Consider the following 23072-nt stretch of genomic DNA (forward strand, 5'->3'; position numbering starts at 1 on the left):
GGCCATCCGGGTAACGATCCGGCACGTCGCACCAGGAACTTCTACGCGCGTAGCCGTTTCCCGTCTATCCTCGGACACGTGAACGCATCTCCTCAGTCGGTCGTCTCCGCCGACCCCTACGCCGCCGCCCAGGCCGCCGCCGCGCGCCTGCGCGAGCTGACCGGTGCCGAGCGCCACGACGTCGCCCTGGTGATGGGCTCCGGCTGGGTGCCGGCCGCCGACGCCCTCGGCGAGACCGTGGCGGAGTTCCCGGTCACCGAACTCCCGGGCTTCCCCGCCCCCGCCGTGGCCGGCCACGCCGGCACGATCCGCTCGGTGAAGATCGGCGAGAAGCGCGCCCTGATCTTCCTCGGCCGCAACCACTACTACGAGGGCCACGGCGTCGCCACCGTCGTCCACGGCGTGCGCACCGCCGCCGCGGCCGGCTGCGGGATCATCGTGCTGACCAACGGCTGCGGCGGCCTGCGCCCCACCTGGGTGCCCGGCCAGCCGGTCCTGATCAGCGACCACATCAACCTGACCGCCGACTCCCCGATCGTCGGCGCCAACTTCGTCGACCTCACCGACCTCTACTCCAAGCGGCTGCGCGAGCTGTGCCGCGAGGTCGACCCGAGCCTCGACGAGGCGGTCTACGTCCAGTTCCGCGGCCCGCACTACGAGACCCCGGCCGAGGTCAACATGGCCCGGGTGATCGGCGGCGAGCTGGTCGGCATGTCCACCACCCTGGAGGCCATCGCCGCCCGCGAGGCCGGCGCCGAGGTGCTGGGCATCTCCCTGGTCACCAACCTGGCCGCCGGCATGACCGGCGAGCCGCTCAACCACGCCGAGGTGCTGGAGGCCGGCAAGGCCTCCGCCGAGCGGATGGGCGCGCTGCTGGCCAAGGTCCTGGAGCGGATCTGACGCCGGAACGCGTACGGACGGCATGAGCGACGGGGCCCGGGGCGGGTGTGATCGGGTGATCACGCCCGCCCGCGGGCCCCGTCCGCGTCCGCCGGCCGGACACACCCCGGCCCGACACGCCCCGTCCGGGCGGAGGCCCGCCCGGGCCGCCGCCGCGCCGTACGGTTCGTCCCGTCCCGGCCGGGCACCGCGCCCGACCACCGCCGCCCCCGCCGACCCGTCCCTCCGCGCCCGTCTCCGCACGTCCGTCTCCCCCGAGCCCGTCCCACCGGCCCCGGGCCGGGGCACCCTCCCCGGCCGACCACCGACGCACTTCCCGATGGAGCTGCAGCCATGACGCAGGCAACCACCACCGACCTCCTCGCCCGGGCCCGCACCTGGCTCGCCGAGGACCCGGACCCGCAGACCCGCGAGGAACTCGCCGCGCTGCTCGCCGACGCCGAGGGCCCCGAAGCCGATTCGACGGCCAAGCTGGCCTGGGCCGAGCTGGCCGAGCGCTTCGCCGGCCGCCTCCAGTTCGGCACCGCCGGCCTGCGCGGCGAGCTCGGCGCCGGACCGATGCGGATGAACCGCGCCGTGGTGATCCGGGCCGCCGCCGGCCTGGTCTCCTACGTCAAGCAGCAGGGGCTCGGCGACCTCGTGGTGATCGGCTACGACGCCCGCCACAAGTCCTACGACTTCGCCCGCGACACCGCCGCCGTGGTCGTCGGCGCCGGCCTGCGCGCCGCGCTGTTCCCGCGCCCGCTGCCCACCCCGGTGCTCGCCTTCGCCGTCCGCCACCTCGGCGCGGCTGCCGGGGTGACCGTCACCGCCAGCCACAACCCGCCGCAGGACAACGGCTACAAGGTCTACCTGGGCGACGGCTCGCAGATCGTGCCGCCGGCCGACGCGGGCATCGCCGCCGGGATCGACGCGATCGGCTCGCTCACCGAGGTCCCGCTCGCCGGGAGCGGCTGGGAGACCGTGGACGAGTCGGTGGTCGAGGCCTACCTGGACCGCGCCGCGTCCATCGTCGACCCGCACAGCGCCCGCGACCTCGCCGTCGTCTACACCCCGATGCACGGCGTCGGCCGCGACACCTTCCTCGCCGCCATGGACCGGGCCGGCTTCCCGGCGCCCACCGTGGTCGCCGAGCAGGCCGAGCCGGACCCGGACTTCCCGACCGTCGCCTTCCCCAACCCGGAGGAGCCGGGCGCGATGGACCTCGCCTTCCGCACCGCCGCCGCGGCCGGGCCGGACATCGTCATCGCCAACGACCCGGACGCCGACCGCTGCGCGGTGGCCGTCCCCGCCAACGGCGACGCCGCCGGCGGCGGGCAGGGCGCGAACGGCTGGCGGATGCTGCGCGGCGACGAGGTCGGCGCGCTGCTCGGCGCCGCGCTGGTCGCCAAGAAGGCCGCCGGCACCTTCGCCACCACCATCGTCTCCTCCACCCTGCTCGGCCGGATCGCCGAGGCCGCCGGGCTCGGCTACGCGGAGACCCTCACCGGCTTCAAGTGGATCTCCCGCGCCGAGGGCCTGCGCTACGGCTACGAGGAGGCGCTCGGCTACTGCGTCGACCCGCAGGGCGTGCGCGACAAGGACGGCGTCACCGCCGCCCTGCTGGTCGCCGAGCTCGCCGCCACCCTCAAGCAGTCCGGCCGCACCCTGAGCGACCTGCTCGACGACCTGGCGCTGGAGCACGGCCTGCACGCCACCGACCAGCTGTCGGTCCGGGTCGAGGACCTCTCCCTGATCGCCGACGCCATGCGCACCCTGCGCGAGCAGCCGCCCACCGCGCTGGCCGGCCTCACCGTGACCCGCGCCGACGACCTCGCCGCCGGCTCGGCCGAGCTGCCGCCCACCGACGGCCTGCGCTACCACCTGGCCGGCGAGGCCGTCCGCTCGGCGCGGATCGTGGTCCGCCCCTCCGGCACCGAGCCCAAGCTCAAGTGCTACCTGGAGGTCGTCCTCCCGGTCGCCTCCGCCGCCGACCTCGCGGGCGCCCGCACCCGCGCCGCCGAACTGCTCGCGACGATCAAGCACGACCTGGCCGCGGCCGCCGGCATCACCGTCTGACGGCCCCGGTCCGCCCGTAGCACCCGTACGACACACTCCGATTCGCCGCTCCCCCTCTCGGAGTGCTGGAGCGGCGAATCGGCAGGACCAGGAAGACGATCGGTGGTCGGCCTGATCGACAAGCAGCCGATCAGGCCGACCAGAACATCGACACGGCAAGGAGACTCGCCCCCACTTGGGTCCTGCTACGCCTCGGCCCCGCCGACCGACCGGTCGGCGGGGCCGAGCACTGCAAGGGGCTGGTGCGATGCAACCTCGTGGCATCCGGGCGAGAAGGACATCGTTCCTGCAGGACAGGAACCTCAGACCTCGAAGATCTTCGCCAACTCCACGAAGGCGGCCCACGACGCGGTCGGCACGGTGAGCGTGGGGCCGCCAGGGTCCTTGGAATCGCGGACCTCCACCGCCTCGCCTGCAGGCAGGCCCGGTGGAGTGCGCCACTGGACGCACTGGCCGCTGTTGCCGGTGTAGGAGCTGCTGGTCCAGTCGACCGGAGCGGAGCGTGGCACGGTTGTCCTTACCTTCCTAGGTGGTGCGTTCGGGACCTAAGCCGTGTGGGCGGCGCGTTCAAGGAATGCCTTGGACTGCTTCTCGTCCAGCGCAAGATCACGGATCTGGTCGAAGGCCGCGTTGTAGGTCCGCAGCGAGTCCTCGTCCTCCAGGTAGAAGCTGTTGAGGAGGGCTTCGAGACCGACGAGCTGTCCGCCGTCCGGAAACGTGAAGATCGTGAACGCGCCGTCGAGTCCGAGGTGGGGTCCGCAGCTGAGCGGCAGGATGCGGAGGTTGATGTCGTCACGGTCGCTCTGCTCGCGAAGGTGAACGATCTGGCGCTTCATCGCTCCCGCGTCACCGATGCGGCCGAGCACCGCCGCCTCGCTGAGGACGATCTCGTGTGGGCGGTTGAGCTTGCGCTGGCGTTCCATCCGGACGGCGACTCGGGACTCCAGGTGCTCGCGCGTCGAGTGCACAATGCCCTGACCGGCCGCAAGCAGGAGCCTCGTGTACTCCTCGGTCTGCAGCCGACCGGGCACGAGGGTTTCCCATGAACGCATCAGCTCCGCGTCGCCCTCAAGACCGAGAAAGTCCTGGAACGTGAGGGTCAGGAAACTGGCGTAGCTGTGCCACCACCCACGCTCGGAGATGTTGCGGGTCATCTCCTCCAAGGTCTGACGCAGGCCTTGGTCCGTGACGCCGTATTCGTCGAGGAGGACCCGCCGCCGACCTCCCGGCGGCGCCCGATCTGCAAGGTCGGCCGCGACCCCCAGTTCGACCTGATCACCGACGGCGTCGACGGCCTGCGCCAACTGGGCGCCGTCGCCGACTCCCTCCAGCTTCGCACCGGTGGATGCTCCGGCTGCGCGCTGTCCGGCACCTGCTTCACCTGCCGGCCGCTGGCCAAGCTCTACCAGGAGGCGAAGGCCCCGCTCAACACCTACTGCCAGCACGGAGGGAGGTGAACCCATGCCGGTACCTGTAGCGCTTACGCTCACCGAGCGGCCCCTTGAGGACGAGGAGGTCGTGTTCGTCGGCGACCTGGACGATGTCCTGGAGGTCGTCATGTGCTCCTGCTCGTCGAGTGAATCCCAGCCGTACTAGCACGTCCGGTGGTGCCCCGGCCTTGGCCGGGGCACCACCCGCAGCCTTTCTGGAGTTCATCAGTGTCGATGACCCGCCTCGCCTGGCACCATCTTCCGCCCGCTGCCCGTGCGGCCGTGCAGGAGCACACCGGTCCCTTCCTGACCGCCGCCGATGCGTCCACCGGGGCGAACTCCGGTGTCGCCGTGAAAGCCCTGACCGCCTCGGGTGAGGTGTTCATCAAAGGCATCCCGGTCGACCACCGGCAGGTCAAGACGCAACTGCGCGAAGCCGCCGTCAACCCGCACCTGCCGAAGTCGTCCCCCCGGCTGCTCTGGCACCTGCAGGCCGGGGGCTGGGACCTGCTCGGCTTCGAAGCGATCGAGGGGCACCTCGCCGACTACGCTCCCGGCAGCCCCGACCTGCCCCTGGTCGTCGACGCGTTGACGGAACTCGCCCGCACCCCCTGCCCGGACATCCCGCTGCTGAGCTTCACCCAGCGGTTCGCGGGATACAGCGACACCCCGGAGCTGTTCGCCGGGGACGCGCTTCTGCACACCGACATGGCCCCGCACAACGTCCTGGTCGACCGCACCGCCCACCTCATCGACTGGGCCTGGCCGACCCGCGGCCCGGCCTGGGCCGACCCGGCCGTCTGGGCCGTGCGTCTGATCGACGCCGGGCACACCCCTGAACAGGCCGAGCAGTGGGCGTCCCGGTTGCCGGCGTTCGAAGCCGCGGACCCCCGGGTCCTCCTCGCCTTCGCCGAGGCCAACGCCCACTACTGGCAGGAGGTCCACACCCAGGCGCCAGCCGCGTCGTGGACACGGTCCATGGCTCTCTCCGCGCTTGCCTGGCGCGATCACCGACACGACCGCTCGCCGGCCGGGAGATGACCGTCCCACCCATGGACGCGGACCTGATCAGCGGCCTCCTGTGCGAGATCGCCGACACCGGCCGCGGGACGCCGGCCCGGCTTCCCCTACGGGTCTGGTCCATGTCAGGGGTCGAACGGCTGGTCTTCCCCGACGGCACCACCGCCGTCCTGAAGTACGCGTGCGAGCCGTTCACCGGCGAGGGCCGGACCCTGCAGGCAGCCGCACGGGCCGGCGTCCCGGTGCCCCGCGTGCTCGGCTCGGCCCAGCGCGGCGGCCTGCTGGCGATGGTGCTCGAAGACCTCGGCGACCCGTGGCACGAGGCCACCGACGACGAGGCCTCGACAGCCGCCGCGTTCCTGCACGCGGCCGCCCCGCCGCCGTCACTGCCGGTGCTGGAGGAGAGCGCCCTGGTGGCCCTGCCCGGCAAATCCCTGGGCCACCTGCGACGCTTGCAGGCCGCCGACCGCTGGACGGAAGGGACCGAAGACCTCGGCGGCATCCTGTACGCCCTCGCGCACGCCGCGGAGAGGAAGGCTGCCGGGGCGATGACCGCTCCCTTCGGCTGGGTGCACTCCGAGTTCCACCCGTCCAGCCTGCACATCGGACCCCGGGGCCGGCATCTGCTGGACTTCGCCCGCTCCTTCACCGGGCCGGGCCTGCTGGACCTCGCGTCCTGGCAGGGCCTCAGTATCAGGCGGTCCCCCGACCCGGCCCGCCTGCGCGGACTCATCGACGGCTACATCGCCGCGGGAGGGCCCCGCACCGCGCTCACCCACCGCGGTGGGTTGCCCCCGGAGGCGTGGGCGCTGGGCTGGCACCGGGTCTGGGCGGTCGAGTGGTTCCTCGAGCAGGCACACCGATGGATCAACGACCCGGCCAAGGACCCCGGATCCATCAAAGTCGTCCGCCATCACCTGACAGCGGCAGCAGATCTCCTCGAGGTGTGATGCCGACCCGCCACCTGCGCGGGCTCCTCGGTCCAGGGACCAGTCCCAGGCAGTGCAGCCACCCGGCCGTTGTTCCGGCGGGTCAGCCTCGGCGATCGAGTGCCTCCCGGCCCGCCCGGGAGGCACTCGATCGATCCCGCTGCGGAAGGTCCCCCGCTGTGATGGGATTCGGCCAGTGAAGGGGGAACCAGGATGAGCGGAGCCCGGCCCAAGGGCCGCCGGCCGGCCGGCGGCCTGCTGGTGCTGTGCGCGGTGCTCGCCGCGGCGGCGGGGTGGACGGTGGAGCAGGGGGCGCGGATGACCGACCTGCGTGAGAGCGACACCGACCGCGCCCAGCGGCTGGCAGGCCTCCACCACCGCCAGCACCCCGGCAAGGGCCGGTATTACGTGCCCGAGGCCGCCGTGCTGGCCGGTCCGCCCGGCGGGCCCCGGGTGGCGTACCTGCACTACCGGCTCGGCGGCGGGCCGGACAGCAACCTCGACGACTTCGTCCGCGTCTACGACCTGCCGGCGCCCGGTGCCCCGGCGCCGCTGCCGCCGGACCTCGCGGCAGCCCTGCCCGGCGAGGAGCCAGCGCAGGGCGCCTTGCTGCCCGAGCCCCCGGGCGGGCCGGAGCGGCGAATCTTCGCCCTGGACCTGGACACCGGGTTCGCTGGCGCCGCCGACGTCTACGTCCGGGCCGTCGGCTGACTCCGGACGCCGCCCCGGCACACGGAAGGGCCCGCCGTTCCCGGCGGGCCCTTCCGTGCGTTCCGTCGTGTCCGGGCGGCTCAGACCGCGATCACCGTGATCAGCGCGGCCAGCCCGGCCAGGGTCGGGGCGATGATCCACCAGCACCAGCGGACCTCGACCGGCCCGGTGGCGTCGGGGTGGGAGGCGTTGCGCTCGGCCATCTCCTGGAGGATGCCGACCACCTGGTCGGACCAGGCCCGGGTGGGGTCCGACGAGCCCTGCACGCCGGGGCCGGACGGGGCGCCGCCCTGGCCGAACATCAGGCCGAGCCGGGAGGCGTGCTGCGGCCGGCCGGCCCGGTCCTGGGCGCGGGCCGCGCGCTTGCGCTGGCGCAGCGACACCGGCACCGCCCACACCTGGAACTTCCGGCCGTCGGCGAGCAGCTCCACCGAGTACCCGGCGCGCAGCGCGTCGACCGAGGCCCAGGGGGCGGTGATGGTGCGCAGCGGGTTGCGCACCACCAGCCGGCGCGCGTTGGCGCGGACGGCGGGGCGCAGCGTGTACGCGATCACGGGGAGGGCGAAGACCGGGACGGCGGCCAGCGACACCCACGGCGTCTTGCCGGTGCCGTTGAGGGCGGCGTCCCCGATCAGCCAGCCCGCCACGGCCAGCAGCAGCACACCTGAGATCACGCCGGGAACGGAGCGGTACACGCGGTCGGCGTACACGGGCTCACCATCGGAGCCGGCCGGGCCCTGGTGGGGCCTGCCGTCGGAATCGGTCATGTCGACGATTCTGCCGCATCCCCCCGGGTATCCACAGGGGCGGCGATCACACCCGCAGGTCTCGGTCCGGCATCGATGCGCTCCGGGCCTAGCGGCTGACTACGCGCGTAGATATGCTGGTGTGGTGACTATGTCCACTCTTGCAGCCAACGCCCAAGGCGTCGCGGGCAGCGGTCTCGCGGACGTCGCTGCGTCCGAGGCCTCGCTCCGCCGCTTCCTGCACGGCCTGCCCGGTGTCGACCAGGTCGGCCTGGAGGCGCGTGCCGCCACTCTCGGTACCCGCTCGATCAAGACCACGGCCAAGGCGTACGCCATCGACCTGGCCATCTCGATGATCGACCTGACCACGCTGGAGGGCGCGGACACGGTCGGCAAGGTGCGCGCGCTGTGCGCCAAGGGCAGGAACCCCGACCCGACCGACCCGGGCACCCCCCGCGTCGCCGCGATCTGCGTCTACCCGGACATGGTCGCCACCGCGAAGGAGGCGCTGCGGGGCACCGACATCCAGGTCGCCTCGGTCGCCACCGCCTTCCCGGCCGGACGCGTCGCGCTGCCGGTCAAGCTCGCCGACACCGCCGACGCGGTCGCCGCGGGCGCCGACGAGATCGACATGGTCATCGACCGGGGGGCCTTCCTCTCCGGCCGCTACCTGGACGTCTTCAACGAGATCGTCGCGGTCAAGGAGGCCTGCCGCCGCCCCGACGGCAGCGCCGCCCACCTCAAGGTGATCTTCGAGACCGGCGAGCTGCAGACCTACGACAACGTGCGCCGGGTCTCCTGGCTGGCGATGCTGGCCGGCGCCGACTTCATCAAGACCTCCACCGGCAAGGTCGCCGTCAACGCGACCCCGCCGGTCACCCTGCTGATGCTGGAGGCGGTCCGCGACTTCCGCGCGGCCACCGGCGTGCAGGTCGGCGTGAAGCCCGCCGGCGGGATCCGCACCACCAAGGACGCCATGAAGTACCTGGTGATGGTCAACGAGACCCTCGGCGACGACTGGCTGACCCCGCACTGGTTCCGCTTCGGCGCCTCCAGCCTGCTCAACGACCTGCTGATGCAGCGCCAGAAGCTGACCACCGGACGGTACTCCGGCCCCGACTACGTGACGGTGGACTGATCACCATGGCCAAGAAGAAGAACACCGAGGAGCCCGCGGCCCAGAAGCCGGCGGGCGGCCTCTTCACGTACGCCCCGGCGCCCGAGTCGCCCGCCGCGGCCGGCGACATCGCCGCCTCCTACGGCCACTTCATCGGCGGCGAGTTCGTCGACTCCTCGGGCAGCGAGGCGCTGAAGACGGTCAACCCGGCCACCGAGCAGGTGCTCGCCGAGTTCGCCCGGGGCACCGAGGAGGACGTCGACCGCGCCGTCGCCGCCGCCCGCAAGGCCTTCGCCGACTGGTCGGCGCTGCCCGGCAGCGAGCGCGCCAAGTACCTGTTCCGGATCGCCCGGATCATCCAGGAGCGCAGCCGCGAACTGGCGGTGCTGGAGTCGATCGACAACGGCAAGCCGATCCGCGAGACCCGCGACGTCGACCTGCCGCTGGTCGCCGCGCACTTCTTCTACTACGCGGGCTGGGCGGACAAGCTGGACTACGCCGGCTTCGGCCCGAACCCGAAGCCGCTGGGCGTGGCCGGCCAGGTCATCCCGTGGAACTTCCCGCTGCTGATGCTGGCCTGGAAGATCGCCCCGGCGCTGGCCACCGGCAACACGGTCGTGCTGAAGCCGGCCGAGACCACCCCGCTGACCGCGCTGCGCTTCGCCGAGATCTGCCGCCAGGCCGGTCTGCCGAAGGGCGTCGTCAACATCGTCACCGGCGACGGCCGCACCGGCGCCGCGCTCACCGCGCACCCGGACGTCAACAAGGTCGCCTTCACCGGCTCCACCCCGGTCGGCCGGGCCATCGCCAAGCAGGTGGCCGGCACCCGCAAGAAGCTGTCGCTGGAGCTGGGCGGCAAGGCCGCGAACATCGTCTTCGACGACGCGCCGATCGACCAGGCCGTCGAGGGCATCGTCAACGGCATCTTCTTCAACCAGGGCCACGTCTGCTGCGCGGGTTCGCGCCTGCTGGTCCAGGAGTCGGTCCAGGACGAGCTGCTGGCCGCGCTGAAGCACCGGATGGGCACCCTGCGGGTCGGCGACCCGCTGGACAAGAACACCGACATCGGCGCGATCAACTCCGCCGAGCAGCTGGCCCGGATCACCGCGCTGGCCGACGCCGGCGAGGCCGAGGGCGCCGAGCGCTGGTCGCCCGCCTGCGAGCTGCCGGGCGCCGGCTTCTGGTTCCGCCCGACCGTGTTCACCGGCGTCAGCCAGGCCCACCGGATCGCCCAGGAGGAGATCTTCGGCCCGGTGCTGTCGGTGCTGACCTTCCGCACCCCCGCCGAGGCGGTCGAGAAGGCCAACAACACCCCCTACGGGCTCTCCGCCGGCATCTGGACGGAGAAGGGCTCGCGCATCCTCTGGACCGCGAACAGGCTCCGGGCCGGCGTGGTCTGGGCCAACACCTTCAACAAGTTCGACCCGACGTCGCCGTTCGGCGGCTACAAGGAGTCGGGTTACGGCCGCGAGGGTGGCCGGCACGGTCTGGAGGCCTACCTCGATGTCTGATGTCGTGAGCCGTCTTGATGTCCTCAAGACCTACAAGCTGTACGTCGGCGGGAAGTTCCCGCGCTCCGAGAGCGGGCGGGTGTACGAGGTGACGGACGCGAAGGGCGAGTGGCTGGCCAACGCCCCGCTCGGGACCCGCAAGGACGCCCGCGACGCGGTCGTGGCCGCCCGCGCGGCGGTCAAGGGCTGGGCCGGCACCACCGCGTACAACCGCGGCCAGGTGCTGTACCGGGTCGCCGAGATGCTGCAGGGCCGGCGCGAGCAGTTCGCCGCCGAGGTGGCGCTCTCCGAGGGCATCGGCCCGAAGAAGGCCGCCGCCCTGGTGGACGCGGCGATCGACCGCTGGGTCTGGTACGCGGGCTGGACCGACAAGGTGGCCCAGATCGCGGGCGGCGCCAACCCGGTCGCCGGCCCCTACTTCAACCTCTCCACCCCGGAGCCGACCGGTGTGGTCGGGATCGTCGCCCCGCAGGCCGGGTACGGGCACTCGCTGCTCGGCCTGGTGTCGGTGATCGCCCCGGCCATCGCCACCGGCAACACCGTGGTGGTGGCGGCCGCGGCCGACGCCCCGCTGCCCGCGCTGTCGCTGGGCGAGGTGCTGGCCACCTCGGACGTCCCGGGCGGCGTGGTCAACCTGCTGTCCGGCCGGACCGCCGACATCGCGCCGACCCTGGCCTCGCACCAGGACGTCAACGCCCTGGACCTCACCGGCGCGATCGCCGCCGACGGTCCCGGCGCGGCGGGCGCGCTGGAAGCGCTTGCCGCAGATACCCTGAAGAGGGTGATCCGCCCGGAGCTGGACCCGTTCGCCCAGGACTGGACCAATGCTCCCGGAACGGACCGGCTACTCTCCTTCCTGGAGACCAAGACGGTCTGGCACCCGATGGGGATCTGACCTCCGGATCCCCGCAGCGGCTGCACTCCGTGGCCGCGAGTTGGTGACACAACTCCACAGACTGGCCGTCCCCCGTGCCCTCTCCCCCCCAGGGCCCGGACGGTCACAGGACGGACCCGCGCCTCTCCCCCCCTGGCGCGGGTCCGTCGACTTTTCCGGGGGGCTTGCCGGATCCTTCCTCCCGGGATCCGGGGGATCCGACCGGTTTCGGCATCGGGCCCCGATGCGTCAGACTGGTGTCCCGTGAGTGACTCCCCGCTGAACCCTGTGCCGATAGCCCGCGCCCGGGTGGTCCTGCTCTCCGGGCCCTCCGGATCGGGGAAGTCCTCGCTCGCCGAACGCAGCGGCCTGCCGGTGCTCCAGCTCGACGACTTCTACAAGGACGGCGACGACCCGAGCCTGCCGCGGCTGCCCGACGGCGCGGTGGACTGGGACTCCCCGCTGGCCTGGCACCGCGAGCAGGCCGTCGAGGCCATCCGCGAGCTGTGCACCACCGGCCGGGCCGAGGTGCCGGTGTACTCGATCCCGGACAACGGCCGCGTCTCCACCCGGGTGCTGGAGCTCGACGGGGCGGGCGCGTTTGTCGCCGAGGGCATCTTCGCCGCCGAGATCACCGCCGACTGCGCCGCCGGGGAGCTGCTCGGCGACGCCCTGTGCCTGCGCAACGGCGCGCTGACGACCGCCTGGTGGCGGCTGCGCCGGGACGTCCGCGAGGGCCGCAAGTCGCTGCCGGTGCTGCTGCGGCGCGGCTGGCGGCTGATGCGGGCCGAGCGGGACATCGTCGGGCGGCAGGTCGCGCTGGGCGCCCACCCGTGCGCCGGGCCGGAGGCCGGACGGCGGATCCGCGCGGCGGCCTCCGCCGGGGAGCTGTCCGCGGTCTGACGCGGCCACCGGGAACGCGGAACGCCGCCGGGAACGCGGAACGGCGGGCCGGTGCGTCTCCCCCGCACCGGACCCGCCGCCTTCCCCGGACGTCCGTGGTTCCCCTCCCGGTGCCGCCGCTCCCCCGAGCCGGCGCCACCCGTACCGCGTCCGTCCTGCTACCCGTCCCCCGACGGGAGTCCCGTCCGGCCCCACCCCCACGGTGGGCCGGAACGCCTCGGTTCCGCTACGCGACCAGCTCGCCGAACGACCGCAGGGTGTCACCCGAGGTGTTCAGCTGCTCGTCGTCGCGCAGCCGGCGCAGCGCGCGCCAGATGCTGCTCTTGACCGTGCCGACGCTGATGCCGAGCACGTCGGCGATCTCCGGGTCGGTCTTGCCCTCGTAGTAGCGCAGCACCAGCATGGTGCGCTGGTTCTCCGGCAGCTTGGCCAGCGCCTGCCAGAGCACGGCGCGCAGCTCGGTGCCGCCCATCGCGTCGGTGTCGCCGACCGTCTCCGGCAGCTCCTCGGTCGGGTACTCGTTGACCTTGCGGCGCCGCCAGGCGGAGATGTGCAGGTTGGTCATGGTGCGGCGCAGGTAGCCCCCGACCGCGGCCTTGTCGGTGATCCGGCCCCAGGCGCGGTAGGTGCTGAAGAGCGCGCTCTGCAGCAGGTCCTCGGCCTCGTAGCGGTCGCCGGTCAGGTGGTAGGCGGTGGCGTACAGGGAGGCGCGGCGCTCGCGCACGTACGCGGTGAACTCGGTGACGTGGTCCTCGGCGACGGCGGGGCGCTCCCCCTGCGCCCCGTCCCGCTGCGCCTCGGCCCGCTGCACCTCGGTCCGCTGTGCCCCGGTGGCGGGCACCGCCGCGGGGCTCAGCCGCAGCAGCGTCGCACCGGCGGCCTCGCGGCCGGCCGACTCCCCCGAGTCGGCCTTCCGCAGGCCGGTCCCCCCGATGCCCCGGTTCCCCCCCAGGGCGTCCTTGTCCTCGACGCGGATGGGGAGGACCCCCCGCAGCGTCAAGGTGGAGGCGGAGTCGGCCGCGTTCCCCCGGTGGCCGATCCCGTACAGCTCCCCCGTCCTGCCGCCGCCGCTCACCCGGCGGACGACAGTGTTTCCACCGGTGCTGTGCGCGCACCCCCGTGCGATCACGGCACCGGAGCTCTCCTCGGCCCCGGCCGCCGGCCGGGTCAGGAAGGCGGTGGCCGATGAACGCGCGGTGCGGACAGCCGGGTTGGTCCGGGTCTGAAGCGTGGCGTTCATCGTGCGCCCCCTTGGTCGGTTCGAGTTCCGTTGACGCCGCCTCGGCCGGCCGATTGGCCCGCTGTCCTGCGGCGACATCGAAAATCCTGCCCGCCGGTTGTGATGGCGCTGTCCGTCGACTGTCACAGGGCTGTCACAGGGCCGGGCCTTTCGTCCCGAACACGCTCCCGTTGTTGACGGACGCCGGTCACGGGCGTTCCGGTTCCCGGGCACCGCCCGCGCGGGCGGTGCCCGGGGCCGGGACGGTCGATGGGGGGTGATTACCCGCTCCGGGTGAGCCAGAATGAGGCCGTGCCTTTCCTCCTTCTGATCGAGGACGACGACGCCATCCGCACCGGCCTCGAACTCGCCCTCACCCGCCAGGGCCACCGCGTGGCCACCGCCGCCTCCGGCGAGGACGGTCTGCGGCTCTTCAAGGAGCAGCGGCCGGACCTCATCGTGCTGGACGTCATGCTGCCCGGCATCGACGGCTTCGAGGTGTGCCGCCGGATCCGCCGCACCGACCAGCTGCCGATCATCCTGCTGACCGCCCGCTCCGACGACATCGACGTCGTGGTGGGCCTGGAGTCGGGTGCGGACGACTACGTGGTCAAGCCGGTGCAGCCGCGCGTGCTGGACGCCCGGATCCGGGCCGTGCTGCGGCGCGGCGAGCGGGAGAACTCGGACTCCTCGGTCTACGGCAGCGTGGTGATCGACCGGGCGGCGATGACCGTCACCAAGGACGGCGCGGACCTCCAGCTCACCCCGACCGAGCTGCGGCTGCTGCTGGAGCTCAGCCGGCGGCCCGGGCAGGCGCTGTCGCGCCAGCAGCTGCTGCGGCTGGTCTGGGAGCACGACTACCTGGGCGACTCCCGGCTGGTGGACGCCTGCGTCCAGCGGCTGCGGGCCAAGGTCGAGGACGTGCCCTCGGCCCCGACGCTGATCCGCACGGTGCGCGGCGTCGGCTACCGGCTGGACCCTCCCGCGTGACCGCCGCTCCCCGTCCGGCGCGGGCGATATCCCGCCGCGCGCACTGACCTTCCGCAACGACAGGCTCCCGTGACCAACCATCAGACGACGGCCCGGTTCTCCTCCGGCCCGTGGCGACGGCTGCGCTCGCTGCGCGTGCGGCTGATCGCGGTGTTCGCCGCGGTCGCGCTGCTCACCGCCGTCTCGGCCTCCGGCATCGCGTACTGGCTCAACCGCGACGCGGTGCTCAAGCGCGCGCAGGACACCGCGCTCAACGACTTCCGGGTCTCGCTCACCCGCAATGTGTCGAACCTGCCGCTGAACGCCACCTGCGAGGACCTGAACACGCTGGCGAACATCGTCGCGAGCTCCGGGCTCAGCTACGACGTGGTGGTCGCGGACCCGGCCCTGCCGGACTGCATCGCCTCCTCCAGCCCCTCGCAGTACACGCTCGCCAATGTGCCGACGGCGCTGCAGACCGCGGTCGGAAAGCCTCGCGAGATCACCGACTCCAACCCGTACACGTACCACCTGTACTGGCAGCGGCAGAACCTCGACGGCCGGCCGTTCGTGATCGGCGGCACCAAGGTGGTGCCGACCGGCCCGACCGCGTACATGTTCAAGTCGCTGGAGAACGAGCGGGCCGACCTCAATACGCTCGGATGGTCGCTGGCCATCGCCACGCTGCTGGCGCTGATCGGCTCGGCGCTGCTCGCGCAGGCGGCCTCGGCGACGGTGCTGCGGCCGGTGCGCCGGCTCGGCGACGCGGCCCGGCGGCTCGGCGAGGGCCATCTGGACACCCGGCTGGAGGTCGACGGCTCGGACGAACTCGCCGATCTGGCCCGGACCTTCAACCGGACCGCGGAGTCGCTGCACGAGCAGGTGGAGGAGCTGAGCGCGCGGGAGGCGCAGAGCCGGCGGTTCGTCGCCGACATGTCGCACGAGCTGCGCACCCCGCTGACCGCGATGACCGCCGTGACGGACATCCTGGAGGACGAGGCGGAGTCGCTGGACCCGATGATCGAGCCGGCGGTGCGGCTGGTGGTCAGCGAGACCCGCCGGCTGTCCGACCTGGTGGAGAACCTGATGGAGGTGACCCGCTTCGACGCCGGCACGGCCAAGCTGGTCGCCGACGAGGTGGACATCGCGGACCTGATCATGTCCTGCATCGACGGCCGGGCCTGGTACGACGCGGTCGAGCTGGACGCGCCGCGCGGGGTGCGGGCGGTGGTCGACCCGCGCCGGCTGGACGTCGTCTTCGCCAACCTCATCGGCAACGCGCTCAAGCACGGCGGCTCGCCGGTGCGGGTGCGGGTGCGGGAGGACGGGGACAACGTGGTCGTCGAGGTGTCGGACAGCGGTCCGGGCATCCCGGAGGACGTGCTGCCGCACGTCTTCGACCGCTTCTACAAGGCCGACAAGGGGCGGGCGCGCTCGGAGGGCAGCGGCCTCGGCCTGTCCATCGCGATGGCCAACGCACAGATCCACGGGGGGACCATCACCGCCGCGAACGGCGAGGTCGGCGCGGTGTTCACGCTGACCCTGCCGCGGACCCCGCCGCCTCCGCCACCGGCCGACACCGCCCCCGAGGAGGGTGCCCAGTGAACCGTGTCCGCCCGACCGGTGCCCGTCCGCGACGCCCGTTCGCCGCCGCCGCGCTGCTGGGGCTGGCCGCGCTGGCCACCGCCTGCGGCATCCGTCCGACCGCCGTCCCGGTGGACGCGGGCGCACCCGCCAGCCGGACCGCCTGCCCGACCGTGGCGCGGATACCCACGGCGCCGAGCACGCCGACGCCGACCGGGGGAGCGGGCGCGGCCGCCCAGGCGCCTGCGCACGCCGCCACGGTGCGGGCCGGTGCGCCGTCGGGTTCGCCGTCCGGGCCGCCGTCCGGGCCGCCCGTCGTGCAGCCGGCCGCCTCGCCGTCGCCCGTCGTGGTGTCCCCGACGCCGCCGGCGGACAACGTGTTCGGCGCGCTGCCGTCGCCCACCGCCTCCACCACGGCGCCCTGCCGCTGATCGCGCGGGCCGCGGGGGGCCGTCCGGTTCACCGGGCGGCTCCCCCGCGGCCTTCGCCGGATTCCCGGCGCGCGGCGCGAAGTTCACACCGGGCATGGAACCGTCACGCCGCCGGTGCACGTCCTTCCCCCCGTGCAGCGAGATGGCACCAGGCCACGTGAGGAGCGTGCCGGCGTGCGGACCGAGACCGGACGGGCGACGGCCGTCCATCGTTCCCAGCGTCCACTACGGGTGGTGGGTCTGCTCGGCCTCACCCTCCACCTGGTACTGGTGGGCTGGATGGTACTGAGACCGCTGCCGGTGGCCTGGGTGGACGATGCCAACCTGACGCCACTGGGCTCGCTCCGCTCCTCCAGCGGGGGTCAGGTGCTCGGCGAACTGCTGCTGCTCTGCCCGCTCGGCATCTTCCTCCCGTTCGCCGGAGGCCGGCTGACCACCCGCTGGCTGCCGTCCTTCCTGCGCACCACCGGCGCCTCGGCCCTGCTGGCCACCGCGCTGGAGTTCCTCTCCTCCTGGGCCCCGGGCCATGTGCTCAACGTGGACCACATCCTGCTCGCCGTCGTCGGCGTCGCGGCCGTCCACCTCGCCCTGGTCCCGGCCGGCCGCTCCTTCCTGCTGCGCCGCGCCACGGCGCCCCGGATCCCGGCTCCGCCCTCCGCCCCGATCCCGGCTCCGGCTCCGGCTCCGGTGGCCTCCACCGTGACCGCCCCGAACGTCGAGCCGTTGCTCAGCCTCGGCTCGCCCAGGACCGCGCCCAGGGGCTGACCCCGCACGAGCCGAGGTCGGGCAACTCCCGGCGCTCCGAGGCGAGTCGGTCGCACTCCCCCGCAGCACGGCTCCGCCGTGGCAGCGGCCGCTGCTCAGCCCGCGCGGCGGACCCGGCCCCCGACCTCGACCAGGCCGTCGGGTGTGATGCCCGTGACGAGCTGCGAGCCGCGCCCCTGGGTGATCGTCAGAGCGCGGCCCAGCTCGGCGGTCAGCAGGATCGCGGCCGCCCCGGTGGCCTCGTCCTCGTCGATACCGTCGTCCCGGCCCGGGAAGGCCCGGGCGCGGACGGTGCCCGCCGCCTCGTCCCGCCAGGCCCAGGCGTAGATCCACTCGCCCGGCGGCGGCACCGCCAGGGCGTCCACCTCGGCCGGCGTCGCGTGCCGGCGCAGCGTGCGCGGCGGGGCCCAGGCGGCGGGGGCCGCGATCCGGGTGAACGCTCCGTCGTGCCGGACGCCGACCACGCCGGCCCGGGTGACCAGCCGGTCCACGCCCAGCAGCCAGGCGGCACCGACGCACGGGTGGCCGGCGAAGGGCAGCCGCAGGCCCGGGGTGTAGATGTCGATGACGCCGCGCCGCGGATCGTCGACGAACACCGTCTCGCTGAAGCCGAGTTCCCGGGCGATCGCCTGGCGGTCACGCTCGCCGGGCACGGCGGCGCCGTCGCGCACGACGCCCAGCGCGTTGCCGTGGTCGCCGTCCGGGCCGCAGAACACGTGCAGCACCTCGTGGTCGGTCATGTCTCGCTCATCCCCGTCCGGTCGCCCCGCCGGGGCCCGCCGCCGGGCCGCGCACCGGGCGCGGGGCGGGGTTCGGACGCGGGGCCGCGTTCATTCCCGGGATCGCTCCCGGGATCGCTCCCGGACCCGTCCCCGGACCCGTCCCCGGGCCGCCGGCCGGGCGGGGCGCACGGGCGGCGAGGGCCGGGCGGGCCTTCTGCCGGCGGTGGGCCACCAGCAGCGTACCGATGCCCATCGCGATCGAGGTGGCACCGGTGATCGCCATCGGGGTGTTGGTGGACGAGCCGCCGGTGGAGGCGAGGTCCACGGACGGCGCGGGGGCCGCCACGGTCACGGTGACGGCCGGCGCCGGGGCGGTGGGCGCCCCCTCCGACGGCTGAGGGGTCGGCGTCGGCGGGACGGCCGCCGTCGAGCCGCTCGCCTCCGGGGTCGGGGTGACCGCCGCGAGGGCGACCGCCGGGCCGCCACCACCGGACGTGCTCGGCGCGGTGGCCGACGGCTCGGCGGGGACGGTCGGGGCGGCGCCGTCGGTGGCGGAGGGGCTCGGCGCTGCGGTCGGCGTGACCGGCGCGGGTGCGGCCACGGTGACGTCGACCGACGAGCTGGCGGCCGGCACCCCGGCGCCACCCCCGGCGAGGGGCAGGCTGGTCCCGGCGAACTGCACCGACACGACGCCCGACGGGACGTCCTGGCCGAACGCCAGCCGCACGTTGAGCGTCCGGGACTCGCCGTCGCGCAGCCGCACCAGGGAGGCGTCCCGGTCCGGCAGGCGCAGCACGAGCGTGGCCGTCCCGGCCGCCGTCCGGCCGCCGTCGACGGTGGCCGCCGTCCACTGGCCGTCAGGGGTCTGGAAGTCCAGCGCGGCCGCCCCGGCGGCGGGCAGGGCTGCGCCCCGGAGGGTGACTTCGGGCTGGAACGCGACGTCCCTGCCGCTGCGGTTGGTGAGCGTCAGCCGGAACGGCCTGGCCTCGCCGCCGGAGATGAAGGCGGCGGGCACCGCGTCCAGGCCGAGGTACGGCACGCCGGGCGCGGGGGCGGACGTCGGCGTGCCGGTGGGGGCGGCCGCGACGGTGGTGAACTCCTGGGGCGCGGTGTTCGCCTCGGAGATCCGGCTCTCCGGCGGCAGGGTCGGGTCGGAGACCGTCGCCCGGAAGCCGCCGGTGGCCCGGCCGGCGGGCGCGTCGGCGGTGACGGCGATCCGCAGCCGGTAGCTCACCGAGGAACCGGCGGGCAGGCTCAGCCGGGTGGCGGAGGTGTCGAGGTCCCAGGTGGCGCCGACGGCGGCGCCCGGGCCGAGCGCGGCGGGCTTCCAGGGGCCGCCGCCGGGGGCCTGGTAGTCCAGCTTGAGCTGGGTCTCGCGGACGCCGGAGTCGATGGCGGCGACGGTGAAGCCGGTGGTGACGTTGACCGCGTGGTCGGCGGAGTTGCGCAGGGTCGCGACGAACTCGGCGGCCGGCCCGCCGGCGGTGAGGGTGGTGGGGAAGGCGGTGAGGGTGGTGGTCACCGGGCCGCGCTGCTCCTGGGGGCCGAGGGCCGGCCCGGGGGTGGCCTGGCCCTGGGCCGCCTGCCGCACCGTCGTCCCGGTGGCTCCGCCGGAAAGCGGCAGCGCGGCAGCGCCCGGGGCGGCCGCGGTCAGGGCCACGCCCGAGACCAGGGTGGCGGCGGCGAGGGCGAGGGATCTGCGGGGCTGAGTACGCAAGGGAGACCTCACGGAAGAAAGGCGGGCGAACCCGACGAACCCGGCAGCAGGCGGTTCGCCGAGGCGGGGGGCCGCTCCGGGACTCTCACCCGGGTCGCTGCTTCGCCCCCCAACCACCAGCGACGGGCGCATCATATCCGAACGCGCGGACGCTTCCTGATCGGTTTTCAAGGGGTGGGAAGGAGGTTCGCCGGACGGATTCGGCGATGACACCGTGACGAAATCGTGAGGACGGATGTCGGCCGGCCAGTAGCCGCCGGCGTCGCCGTACCAGCCGCAGGCGGCCCAGTACCCGCCGGCTCCGCAGGCTCCCCAGGCTCCGCAGCAGGGCTGAGCCCCCGTCGGCCGTCCGCCGTCCGCCGTCCGCCGTCGGGTGGTGCCCCCTGTGGTCGGGGCATCCGCCCGGCGGCGTCCGCACGCCTCACCTCACGGCGTCAGCCGGTGCACGTCGCGCGGGAAGAGGGCCGTGCGGCGGACGTTCTCCTCCCCCGTCAGCCGCGCTGTCCAGCGCTCCAGCCCGAGCGCGAACCCGCCGTGCGGCGGCATGCCGTGGGCGAAGGCCCGCAGGTACCCCTCGTACGGCCCGGCCGGCTCGCCACGGGCGGCGAGGGCCGCGAGGTAGTCCTCGTACCGGTGCAGCCGCTGGCCGCCGGTCACCAGCTCCAGTCCGCGGAAGAGCAGGTCGAAGCTGTTGGAGTACTCCGGCCGGCCCGGCTCGGGGTGGGTGTAGAACGGCCGCTTGCGCATCGGGTACCCGGTCACGAACAGGAACGGGCTGCTGTGCTCGCGCTGCGCCCACGCGCCGAGCCACCGCTCGTGCGCCGGTGCGAGGTCCGGTTCCTCGGCGCCCAGCATCCGCATCGCCTCGGCGAAGTGCAGCTGCGGGATCTCCTCCGGCACGGCGGGCGGCTCGACGCCCAAGGCCGCGAGCGCGTCCCCGGCCCGTTCGGCGACCGCCTCGACCATTCCGGCGAGTGCGGCCCGCACCACCGCCATGACGTCCCGGTGGTCGGCGACGAAGCCCAGCTCGGCGTCCAGGCTGGTGTACTGGGCCAGGTGGCGGGCGGTGTCGTGGGGTTCGGCCCGGAACACCGGCCCGGTCTCGTAGACCCGCTCGAAGACCCCGACCATCGCCTGCTTGAAGAACTGCGGCGACTGCGCCAGGTACGCCTCGCGCCCGAACCAGTCCAGCGCGAAGACGTTCGCGCCGGACTCGGTCGCCGAGGAGACGACCTTCGGCGTGTGGATCTCGGTGAAGCCGAGGCCGTCGAGCGCCGCCCGGAAGCCGTGCACGGAGGCCGCCGAGACCCGGTGCAGCGCCGCCAGCCTCGGGTGGCGCAGGGCGACGGGCGCGTTGTCCAGGACGACCGGCAGCGCGGCGGGGACGGCCGGACGGAAGAGGTCGAACGGCGGGGCCGCGACGGGGCGGGCGAGCACCTCCACGGCCGGGCCGGTCAGCTCGACGCCGTTCGGCGCCTGGGCGTTGGCCGTGACGGTGCCGCGCACGCGCAGCACCGTCTCCTCGGGCAGGTCGGCCGCCCCGGCGGGGGCCACCACCTGGGCGAGGCCCGAGCGGTCGCGCAGGACGAGGAAGGTCACGGACTTCAGCGCGCGGCGGCGGTGCAGCCAGCCGGCGAGTTCGACGGTGTCGCCGATCCGGCCGGGCAGTTCGGCGGCCAGGACGCGGGCGGTGTCGGCGGTACTGGGGATGTCGGCGGTACTGGGGTGGATCATCGCGGCCCTCCGGGGGCGTCGTGGTGATCCCTTGGGAGCGCGGGCGAGAAGGGGACTCGCGGTGCCACCGCACTTTCGCCGCCGTCGCCGGGGCGGGCGGCGGCCTCGTTCGGCCCGGTGACGGGGGCCGGCCGGCGGGGCATTTCCTCCCCGCACTCCGGAGTGTCTTCCCTCCCGGACGCGAGGCCGCCTTCACAGCAGCCGGCGGCTCTCTCGGCTCGCGGGGCCCGGAGGTACTCGTCTCCGTCGACGTGTTGCGGCGAGGTTAGGACGCCACCGGCCCTCCCGGCAACGGCATTTCCGACCGGCGGCCGCTACGCTGCCCGGATGACCCAGCCGTCCAGCACCCCGTACGACCTGGTGATCGTCGGCGGCGGCCCGGCCGGCTGCGCGGCGGCGGTGATGGCCGCGAGCGTCGGACTGCGCTCGGCGCTCGTCGAACGGCGCGGCCTGGGCGCCACCCTGCGGCGCGTCCCGGCGGTGGACAACGTCCTCGGCTTCGCCACCGGCACCGCCTACGCCGACGCCCTCGCGGCGGACGTCCGGCGGGTCGCCGACTCCTGCGACCTCCTGCTCGGCACCCCGGCGACGGAGCTGCGCGCCGACGACGAGGGCGTCACCGTCCGGCTCGCCTCGGGCACCACCGTCCGCGGCCGCTACGCCGTCGCCGCCACCGGCGTACGGGCGGCCCGTCCCGAGGAGGCCGGCTGGCTCGGCTCCGCCGCGGGCCTGGCACCGCCACCGCTCTGGGAGGCGGACGCCACCCGCCTGGCCGGCCGCCGCGCCCTCGTCCTCGGCGCCGACCGCCCCCTCGGCACCCTGCTGCGCGCCCACCCCGACGCCCCGCTCGACCTGCTCGTCCCGCACCCGCCGGCCGACGCCTACAAGGCCGACGAGGTCCGCGCCGACCCGCGCGCCACCCTTCTCCAGCTCGACGCTCTCACCCTCCACCCCACCCCCGAAGGCCGCATCACGGCGGGTGGGTTGGGCACCTTCGAGGCCGACGCCGTGTTCGTGAACCTCGGCGTCCGCCCGGCCGCCCTCCCCGGCGACCTCACCCCCGCCCCCGACGGCTACTGCCCACCCGACCGCCAGCACCCCCGCATCCTCACCGCCGGCGACCTCCGCTCCCCCCGGGCCCAGCGCATCATGACCGCCACCGGCTCCGGCGCCGAAGCCGCCCTGCACGCCTACTACGCCATCCGCCTGGGCGGTTGACCGCCGGTCAGGACACCCCGGCCCAGGTCTGCATCGTCGCTTCCAAGGTCCAGATCCGGACCTCCGCCTGCACCCGCGAGGCGTACAGGTCCCGTTCGGCGACGATGCTCAGGTCACCGGCGCCGAGTTGCTGCCTCACGGCGTGCTCGGCCAGGTCCATGTTCGTGCTTCCGCCCCCGCAGAGGTCGGCGAGGAAGTCGCCGTCCCAGGTCCGCTGGTGAAGCACCCACGGCGCCTCACCGTCCGCGGTCTTGCGCAACAGGCTCATGAAGCTCGCGGCGCGGGCGCGGCGGGCCGACCCCTCCTTGATCTGGAAGACGTGGTTGCCGGTCTCGATGATCGTCGCGGTCGGCAGGATGAAGCGGACCCCGGCCTCCAGCCGGGCCCTCATCGCCGTGAGCACCTCGTCGCGATGGCCGTTCATGTGGGGCACGTCGAGGATCTCGACGAAGACCGAGGTGTCCAGGAAGTCCACGACGGGCAGCCGGAGCCCGGACCGCTGCTGTCCACTCAC

At 74.0% G+C, this 23072-nt stretch carries 23 protein-coding genes and 1 pseudogene; 16 read left to right on the forward strand and 8 right to left on the reverse strand.

Annotated features, from left to right (window positions below; translation table 11 throughout):
• The first annotated feature begins 78 nt into the window (after positions 1-78).
• Positions 79-900 carry a purine-nucleoside phosphorylase gene (locus ACFVVU_RS17680; RefSeq protein WP_380681887.1) on the forward strand — a complete coding sequence of 274 codons (822 nt, stop codon included), beginning with the start codon at positions 79-81 and terminating at the stop codon, positions 898-900.
• 333 nt (positions 901-1233) lie between these two features.
• On the forward strand, positions 1234-2958 hold the full coding sequence (locus ACFVVU_RS17685) for a phospho-sugar mutase (RefSeq protein WP_387790757.1): 1725 nt from the start codon (positions 1234-1236) through the stop codon (positions 2956-2958).
• A 302-nt stretch (positions 2959-3260) separates the two neighbouring features.
• On the opposite strand, the gene ACFVVU_RS17690 is transcribed toward ACFVVU_RS17685, so the two are convergent.
• A complete protein-coding gene (locus ACFVVU_RS17690) occupies positions 3261-3467 on the reverse strand; it encodes a DUF397 domain-containing protein (protein WP_355358730.1) in 207 nt (68 codons plus the stop codon).
• 36 nt (positions 3468-3503) lie between these two features.
• A complete protein-coding gene (locus ACFVVU_RS17695) occupies positions 3504-4112 on the reverse strand; it encodes a DUF5753 domain-containing protein (RefSeq protein ID WP_387790759.1) in 609 nt (202 codons plus the stop codon).
• Positions 4113-4196: 84 nt separating this feature from the next.
• Between ACFVVU_RS17695 and ACFVVU_RS17700 the strand changes: the two are divergent.
• From ACFVVU_RS17700 to ACFVVU_RS17720, 5 genes and pseudogenes are all read left to right on the forward strand, one after another.
• Positions 4197-4415: pseudogene (locus tag ACFVVU_RS17700) on the forward strand (radical SAM protein); the annotation flags it as partial.
• Positions 4416-4419: 4 nt separating this feature from the next.
• Complete coding sequence (locus ACFVVU_RS17705) at positions 4420-4554, forward strand: hypothetical protein (RefSeq protein WP_255360172.1); 135 nt, start codon at positions 4420-4422, stop codon at positions 4552-4554.
• Between the two features lie 68 nt (positions 4555-4622).
• Positions 4623-5429, forward strand: coding sequence for an aminoglycoside phosphotransferase (locus ACFVVU_RS17710; RefSeq protein WP_387790882.1), 807 nt, complete (start codon positions 4623-4625; stop codon positions 5427-5429).
• Positions 5426-6358, forward strand: coding sequence for an aminoglycoside phosphotransferase family protein (locus tag ACFVVU_RS17715; protein WP_387790761.1), 933 nt, complete (start codon positions 5426-5428; stop codon positions 6356-6358). Before ACFVVU_RS17710 ends, ACFVVU_RS17715 begins: the two co-directional genes overlap by 4 nt.
• Before the next feature lie 192 nt (positions 6359-6550).
• Positions 6551-7048, forward strand: a complete 498-nt coding sequence (locus ACFVVU_RS17720) for a hypothetical protein (RefSeq protein ID WP_387790762.1) — start codon at positions 6551-6553, stop codon at positions 7046-7048.
• Between the two features lie 80 nt (positions 7049-7128).
• On the opposite strand, the gene ACFVVU_RS17725 is transcribed toward ACFVVU_RS17720, so the two are convergent.
• Positions 7129-7815, reverse strand: coding sequence for a PH domain-containing protein (locus ACFVVU_RS17725; protein WP_380686337.1), 687 nt, complete (start codon positions 7813-7815; stop codon positions 7129-7131).
• Between the two features lie 130 nt (positions 7816-7945).
• Between ACFVVU_RS17725 and deoC the strand changes: the two genes are divergently transcribed.
• The 4 genes from deoC to ACFVVU_RS17745 all read left to right on the forward strand — a co-directional run bounded on the left by deoC (position 7946) and on the right by ACFVVU_RS17745 (position 12199).
• Positions 7946-8932, forward strand: a complete 987-nt coding sequence (gene deoC, locus ACFVVU_RS17730) for a deoxyribose-phosphate aldolase (protein WP_355358712.1) — start codon at positions 7946-7948, stop codon at positions 8930-8932.
• Positions 8933-8937: 5 nt separating this feature from the next.
• Complete coding sequence (locus ACFVVU_RS17735) at positions 8938-10422, forward strand: aldehyde dehydrogenase family protein (protein WP_380686342.1); 1485 nt, start codon at positions 8938-8940, stop codon at positions 10420-10422.
• Positions 10415-11317: an aldehyde dehydrogenase family protein gene (locus ACFVVU_RS17740; protein ID WP_355358706.1), complete on the forward strand. Its 903-nt coding sequence runs from the start codon at positions 10415-10417 to the stop codon at positions 11315-11317. The genes ACFVVU_RS17735 and ACFVVU_RS17740 overlap by 8 nt, the downstream gene beginning before the upstream one ends.
• A gap of 243 nt (positions 11318-11560) precedes the next feature.
• Positions 11561-12199, forward strand: a complete 639-nt coding sequence (locus ACFVVU_RS17745; protein ID WP_387790764.1) for an ATP-binding protein — start codon at positions 11561-11563, stop codon at positions 12197-12199.
• 226 nt (positions 12200-12425) lie between these two features.
• Here ACFVVU_RS17745 and ACFVVU_RS17750 read toward each other — a convergent pair whose 3' ends face one another.
• On the reverse strand, positions 12426-13133 hold the full coding sequence (locus ACFVVU_RS17750; protein WP_387790883.1) for a SigE family RNA polymerase sigma factor: 708 nt from the start codon (positions 13131-13133) through the stop codon (positions 12426-12428).
• Positions 13134-13730: 597 nt separating this feature from the next.
• Between ACFVVU_RS17750 and ACFVVU_RS17755 the strand changes: the two genes are divergently transcribed.
• The 4 genes from ACFVVU_RS17755 to ACFVVU_RS17770 all read left to right on the forward strand — a co-directional run bounded on the left by ACFVVU_RS17755 (position 13731) and on the right by ACFVVU_RS17770 (position 17167).
• Positions 13731-14408 carry a response regulator transcription factor gene (locus tag ACFVVU_RS17755; RefSeq protein WP_030300621.1) on the forward strand — a complete coding sequence of 226 codons (678 nt, stop codon included), beginning with the start codon at positions 13731-13733 and terminating at the stop codon, positions 14406-14408.
• Between the two features lie 69 nt (positions 14409-14477).
• Positions 14478-15992 (forward strand): ATP-binding protein, encoded by a 1515-nt coding sequence (locus ACFVVU_RS17760; RefSeq protein WP_380689859.1) that lies wholly within the window; start codon positions 14478-14480, stop codon positions 15990-15992.
• Positions 15989-16402 (forward strand): hypothetical protein, encoded by a 414-nt coding sequence (locus tag ACFVVU_RS17765; RefSeq protein WP_387790766.1) that lies wholly within the window; start codon positions 15989-15991, stop codon positions 16400-16402. Before ACFVVU_RS17760 ends, ACFVVU_RS17765 begins: the two co-directional genes overlap by 4 nt.
• A gap of 174 nt (positions 16403-16576) precedes the next feature.
• Entirely contained in the window at positions 16577-17167 is a 591-nt protein-coding gene (locus ACFVVU_RS17770; protein WP_387790768.1) for a VanZ family protein, read from the forward strand.
• A 95-nt stretch (positions 17168-17262) separates the two neighbouring features.
• Here ACFVVU_RS17770 and ACFVVU_RS17775 read toward each other — a convergent pair whose 3' ends face one another.
• The 3 genes from ACFVVU_RS17775 to aspS form a co-directional block, all read right to left on the reverse strand.
• Positions 17263-17907 carry a PhzF family phenazine biosynthesis protein gene (locus ACFVVU_RS17775; RefSeq protein WP_387790770.1) on the reverse strand — a complete coding sequence of 215 codons (645 nt, stop codon included), beginning with the start codon at positions 17905-17907 and terminating at the stop codon, positions 17263-17265.
• Positions 17908-17914: 7 nt separating this feature from the next.
• Positions 17915-19606 (reverse strand): hypothetical protein, encoded by a 1692-nt coding sequence (locus tag ACFVVU_RS17780; RefSeq protein WP_387790771.1) that lies wholly within the window; start codon positions 19604-19606, stop codon positions 17915-17917.
• A gap of 426 nt (positions 19607-20032) precedes the next feature.
• Complete coding sequence (gene aspS / locus ACFVVU_RS17785) at positions 20033-21340, reverse strand: aspartate--tRNA(Asn) ligase (RefSeq protein ID WP_387790772.1); 1308 nt, start codon at positions 21338-21340, stop codon at positions 20033-20035.
• Positions 21341-21667: 327 nt separating this feature from the next.
• Between aspS and ACFVVU_RS17790 the strand changes: the two genes are divergently transcribed.
• On the forward strand, positions 21668-22558 hold the full coding sequence (locus tag ACFVVU_RS17790; protein ID WP_387790774.1) for an FAD-dependent oxidoreductase: 891 nt from the start codon (positions 21668-21670) through the stop codon (positions 22556-22558).
• Positions 22559-22565: 7 nt separating this feature from the next.
• On the opposite strand, the gene ACFVVU_RS17795 is transcribed toward ACFVVU_RS17790, so the two are convergent.
• Positions 22566-23072: a hypothetical protein gene (locus tag ACFVVU_RS17795; RefSeq protein WP_387790776.1), complete on the reverse strand. Its 507-nt coding sequence runs from the start codon at positions 23070-23072 to the stop codon at positions 22566-22568.

The sequence above is a fragment of the Kitasatospora sp. NPDC057965 genome (genome assembly GCF_042887135.1).
Classification (GTDB): domain Bacteria; phylum Actinomycetota; class Actinomycetes; order Streptomycetales; family Streptomycetaceae; genus Kitasatospora.

Bases quoted from the DNA above. Each gene is read 5' to 3' on its own strand.
- ACFVVU_RS17685 (WP_387790757.1), top strand. From the start codon at position 1,234: ATGACGCAGGCAACCACCACCGACCTCCTCGCCCGGGCCCGCACCTGG.
- ACFVVU_RS17695 (WP_387790759.1), bottom strand. From the start codon at position 4,112: ATGACCCGCAACATCTCCGAGCGTGGGTGGTGGCACAGCTACGCCAGT.
- ACFVVU_RS17705 (WP_255360172.1), top strand. From the start codon at position 4,420: ATGCCGGTACCTGTAGCGCTTACGCTCACCGAGCGGCCCCTTGAGGAC.
- ACFVVU_RS17710 (WP_387790882.1), top strand. From the start codon at position 4,623: ATGACCCGCCTCGCCTGGCACCATCTTCCGCCCGCTGCCCGTGCGGCC.
- ACFVVU_RS17715 (WP_387790761.1), top strand. From the start codon at position 5,426: ATGACCGTCCCACCCATGGACGCGGACCTGATCAGCGGCCTCCTGTGC.
- ACFVVU_RS17720 (WP_387790762.1), top strand. From the start codon at position 6,551: ATGAGCGGAGCCCGGCCCAAGGGCCGCCGGCCGGCCGGCGGCCTGCTG.
- ACFVVU_RS17725 (WP_380686337.1), bottom strand. From the start codon at position 7,815: ATGACCGATTCCGACGGCAGGCCCCACCAGGGCCCGGCCGGCTCCGAT.
- deoC (WP_355358712.1), top strand. From the start codon at position 7,946: ATGTCCACTCTTGCAGCCAACGCCCAAGGCGTCGCGGGCAGCGGTCTC.
- ACFVVU_RS17735 (WP_380686342.1), top strand. From the start codon at position 8,938: ATGGCCAAGAAGAAGAACACCGAGGAGCCCGCGGCCCAGAAGCCGGCG.
- ACFVVU_RS17740 (WP_355358706.1), top strand. From the start codon at position 10,415: ATGTCTGATGTCGTGAGCCGTCTTGATGTCCTCAAGACCTACAAGCTG.
- ACFVVU_RS17775 (WP_387790770.1), bottom strand. From the start codon at position 17,907: ATGACCGACCACGAGGTGCTGCACGTGTTCTGCGGCCCGGACGGCGAC.
- aspS (WP_387790772.1), bottom strand. From the start codon at position 21,340: ATGATCCACCCCAGTACCGCCGACATCCCCAGTACCGCCGACACCGCC.
- ACFVVU_RS17790 (WP_387790774.1), top strand. From the start codon at position 21,668: ATGACCCAGCCGTCCAGCACCCCGTACGACCTGGTGATCGTCGGCGGC.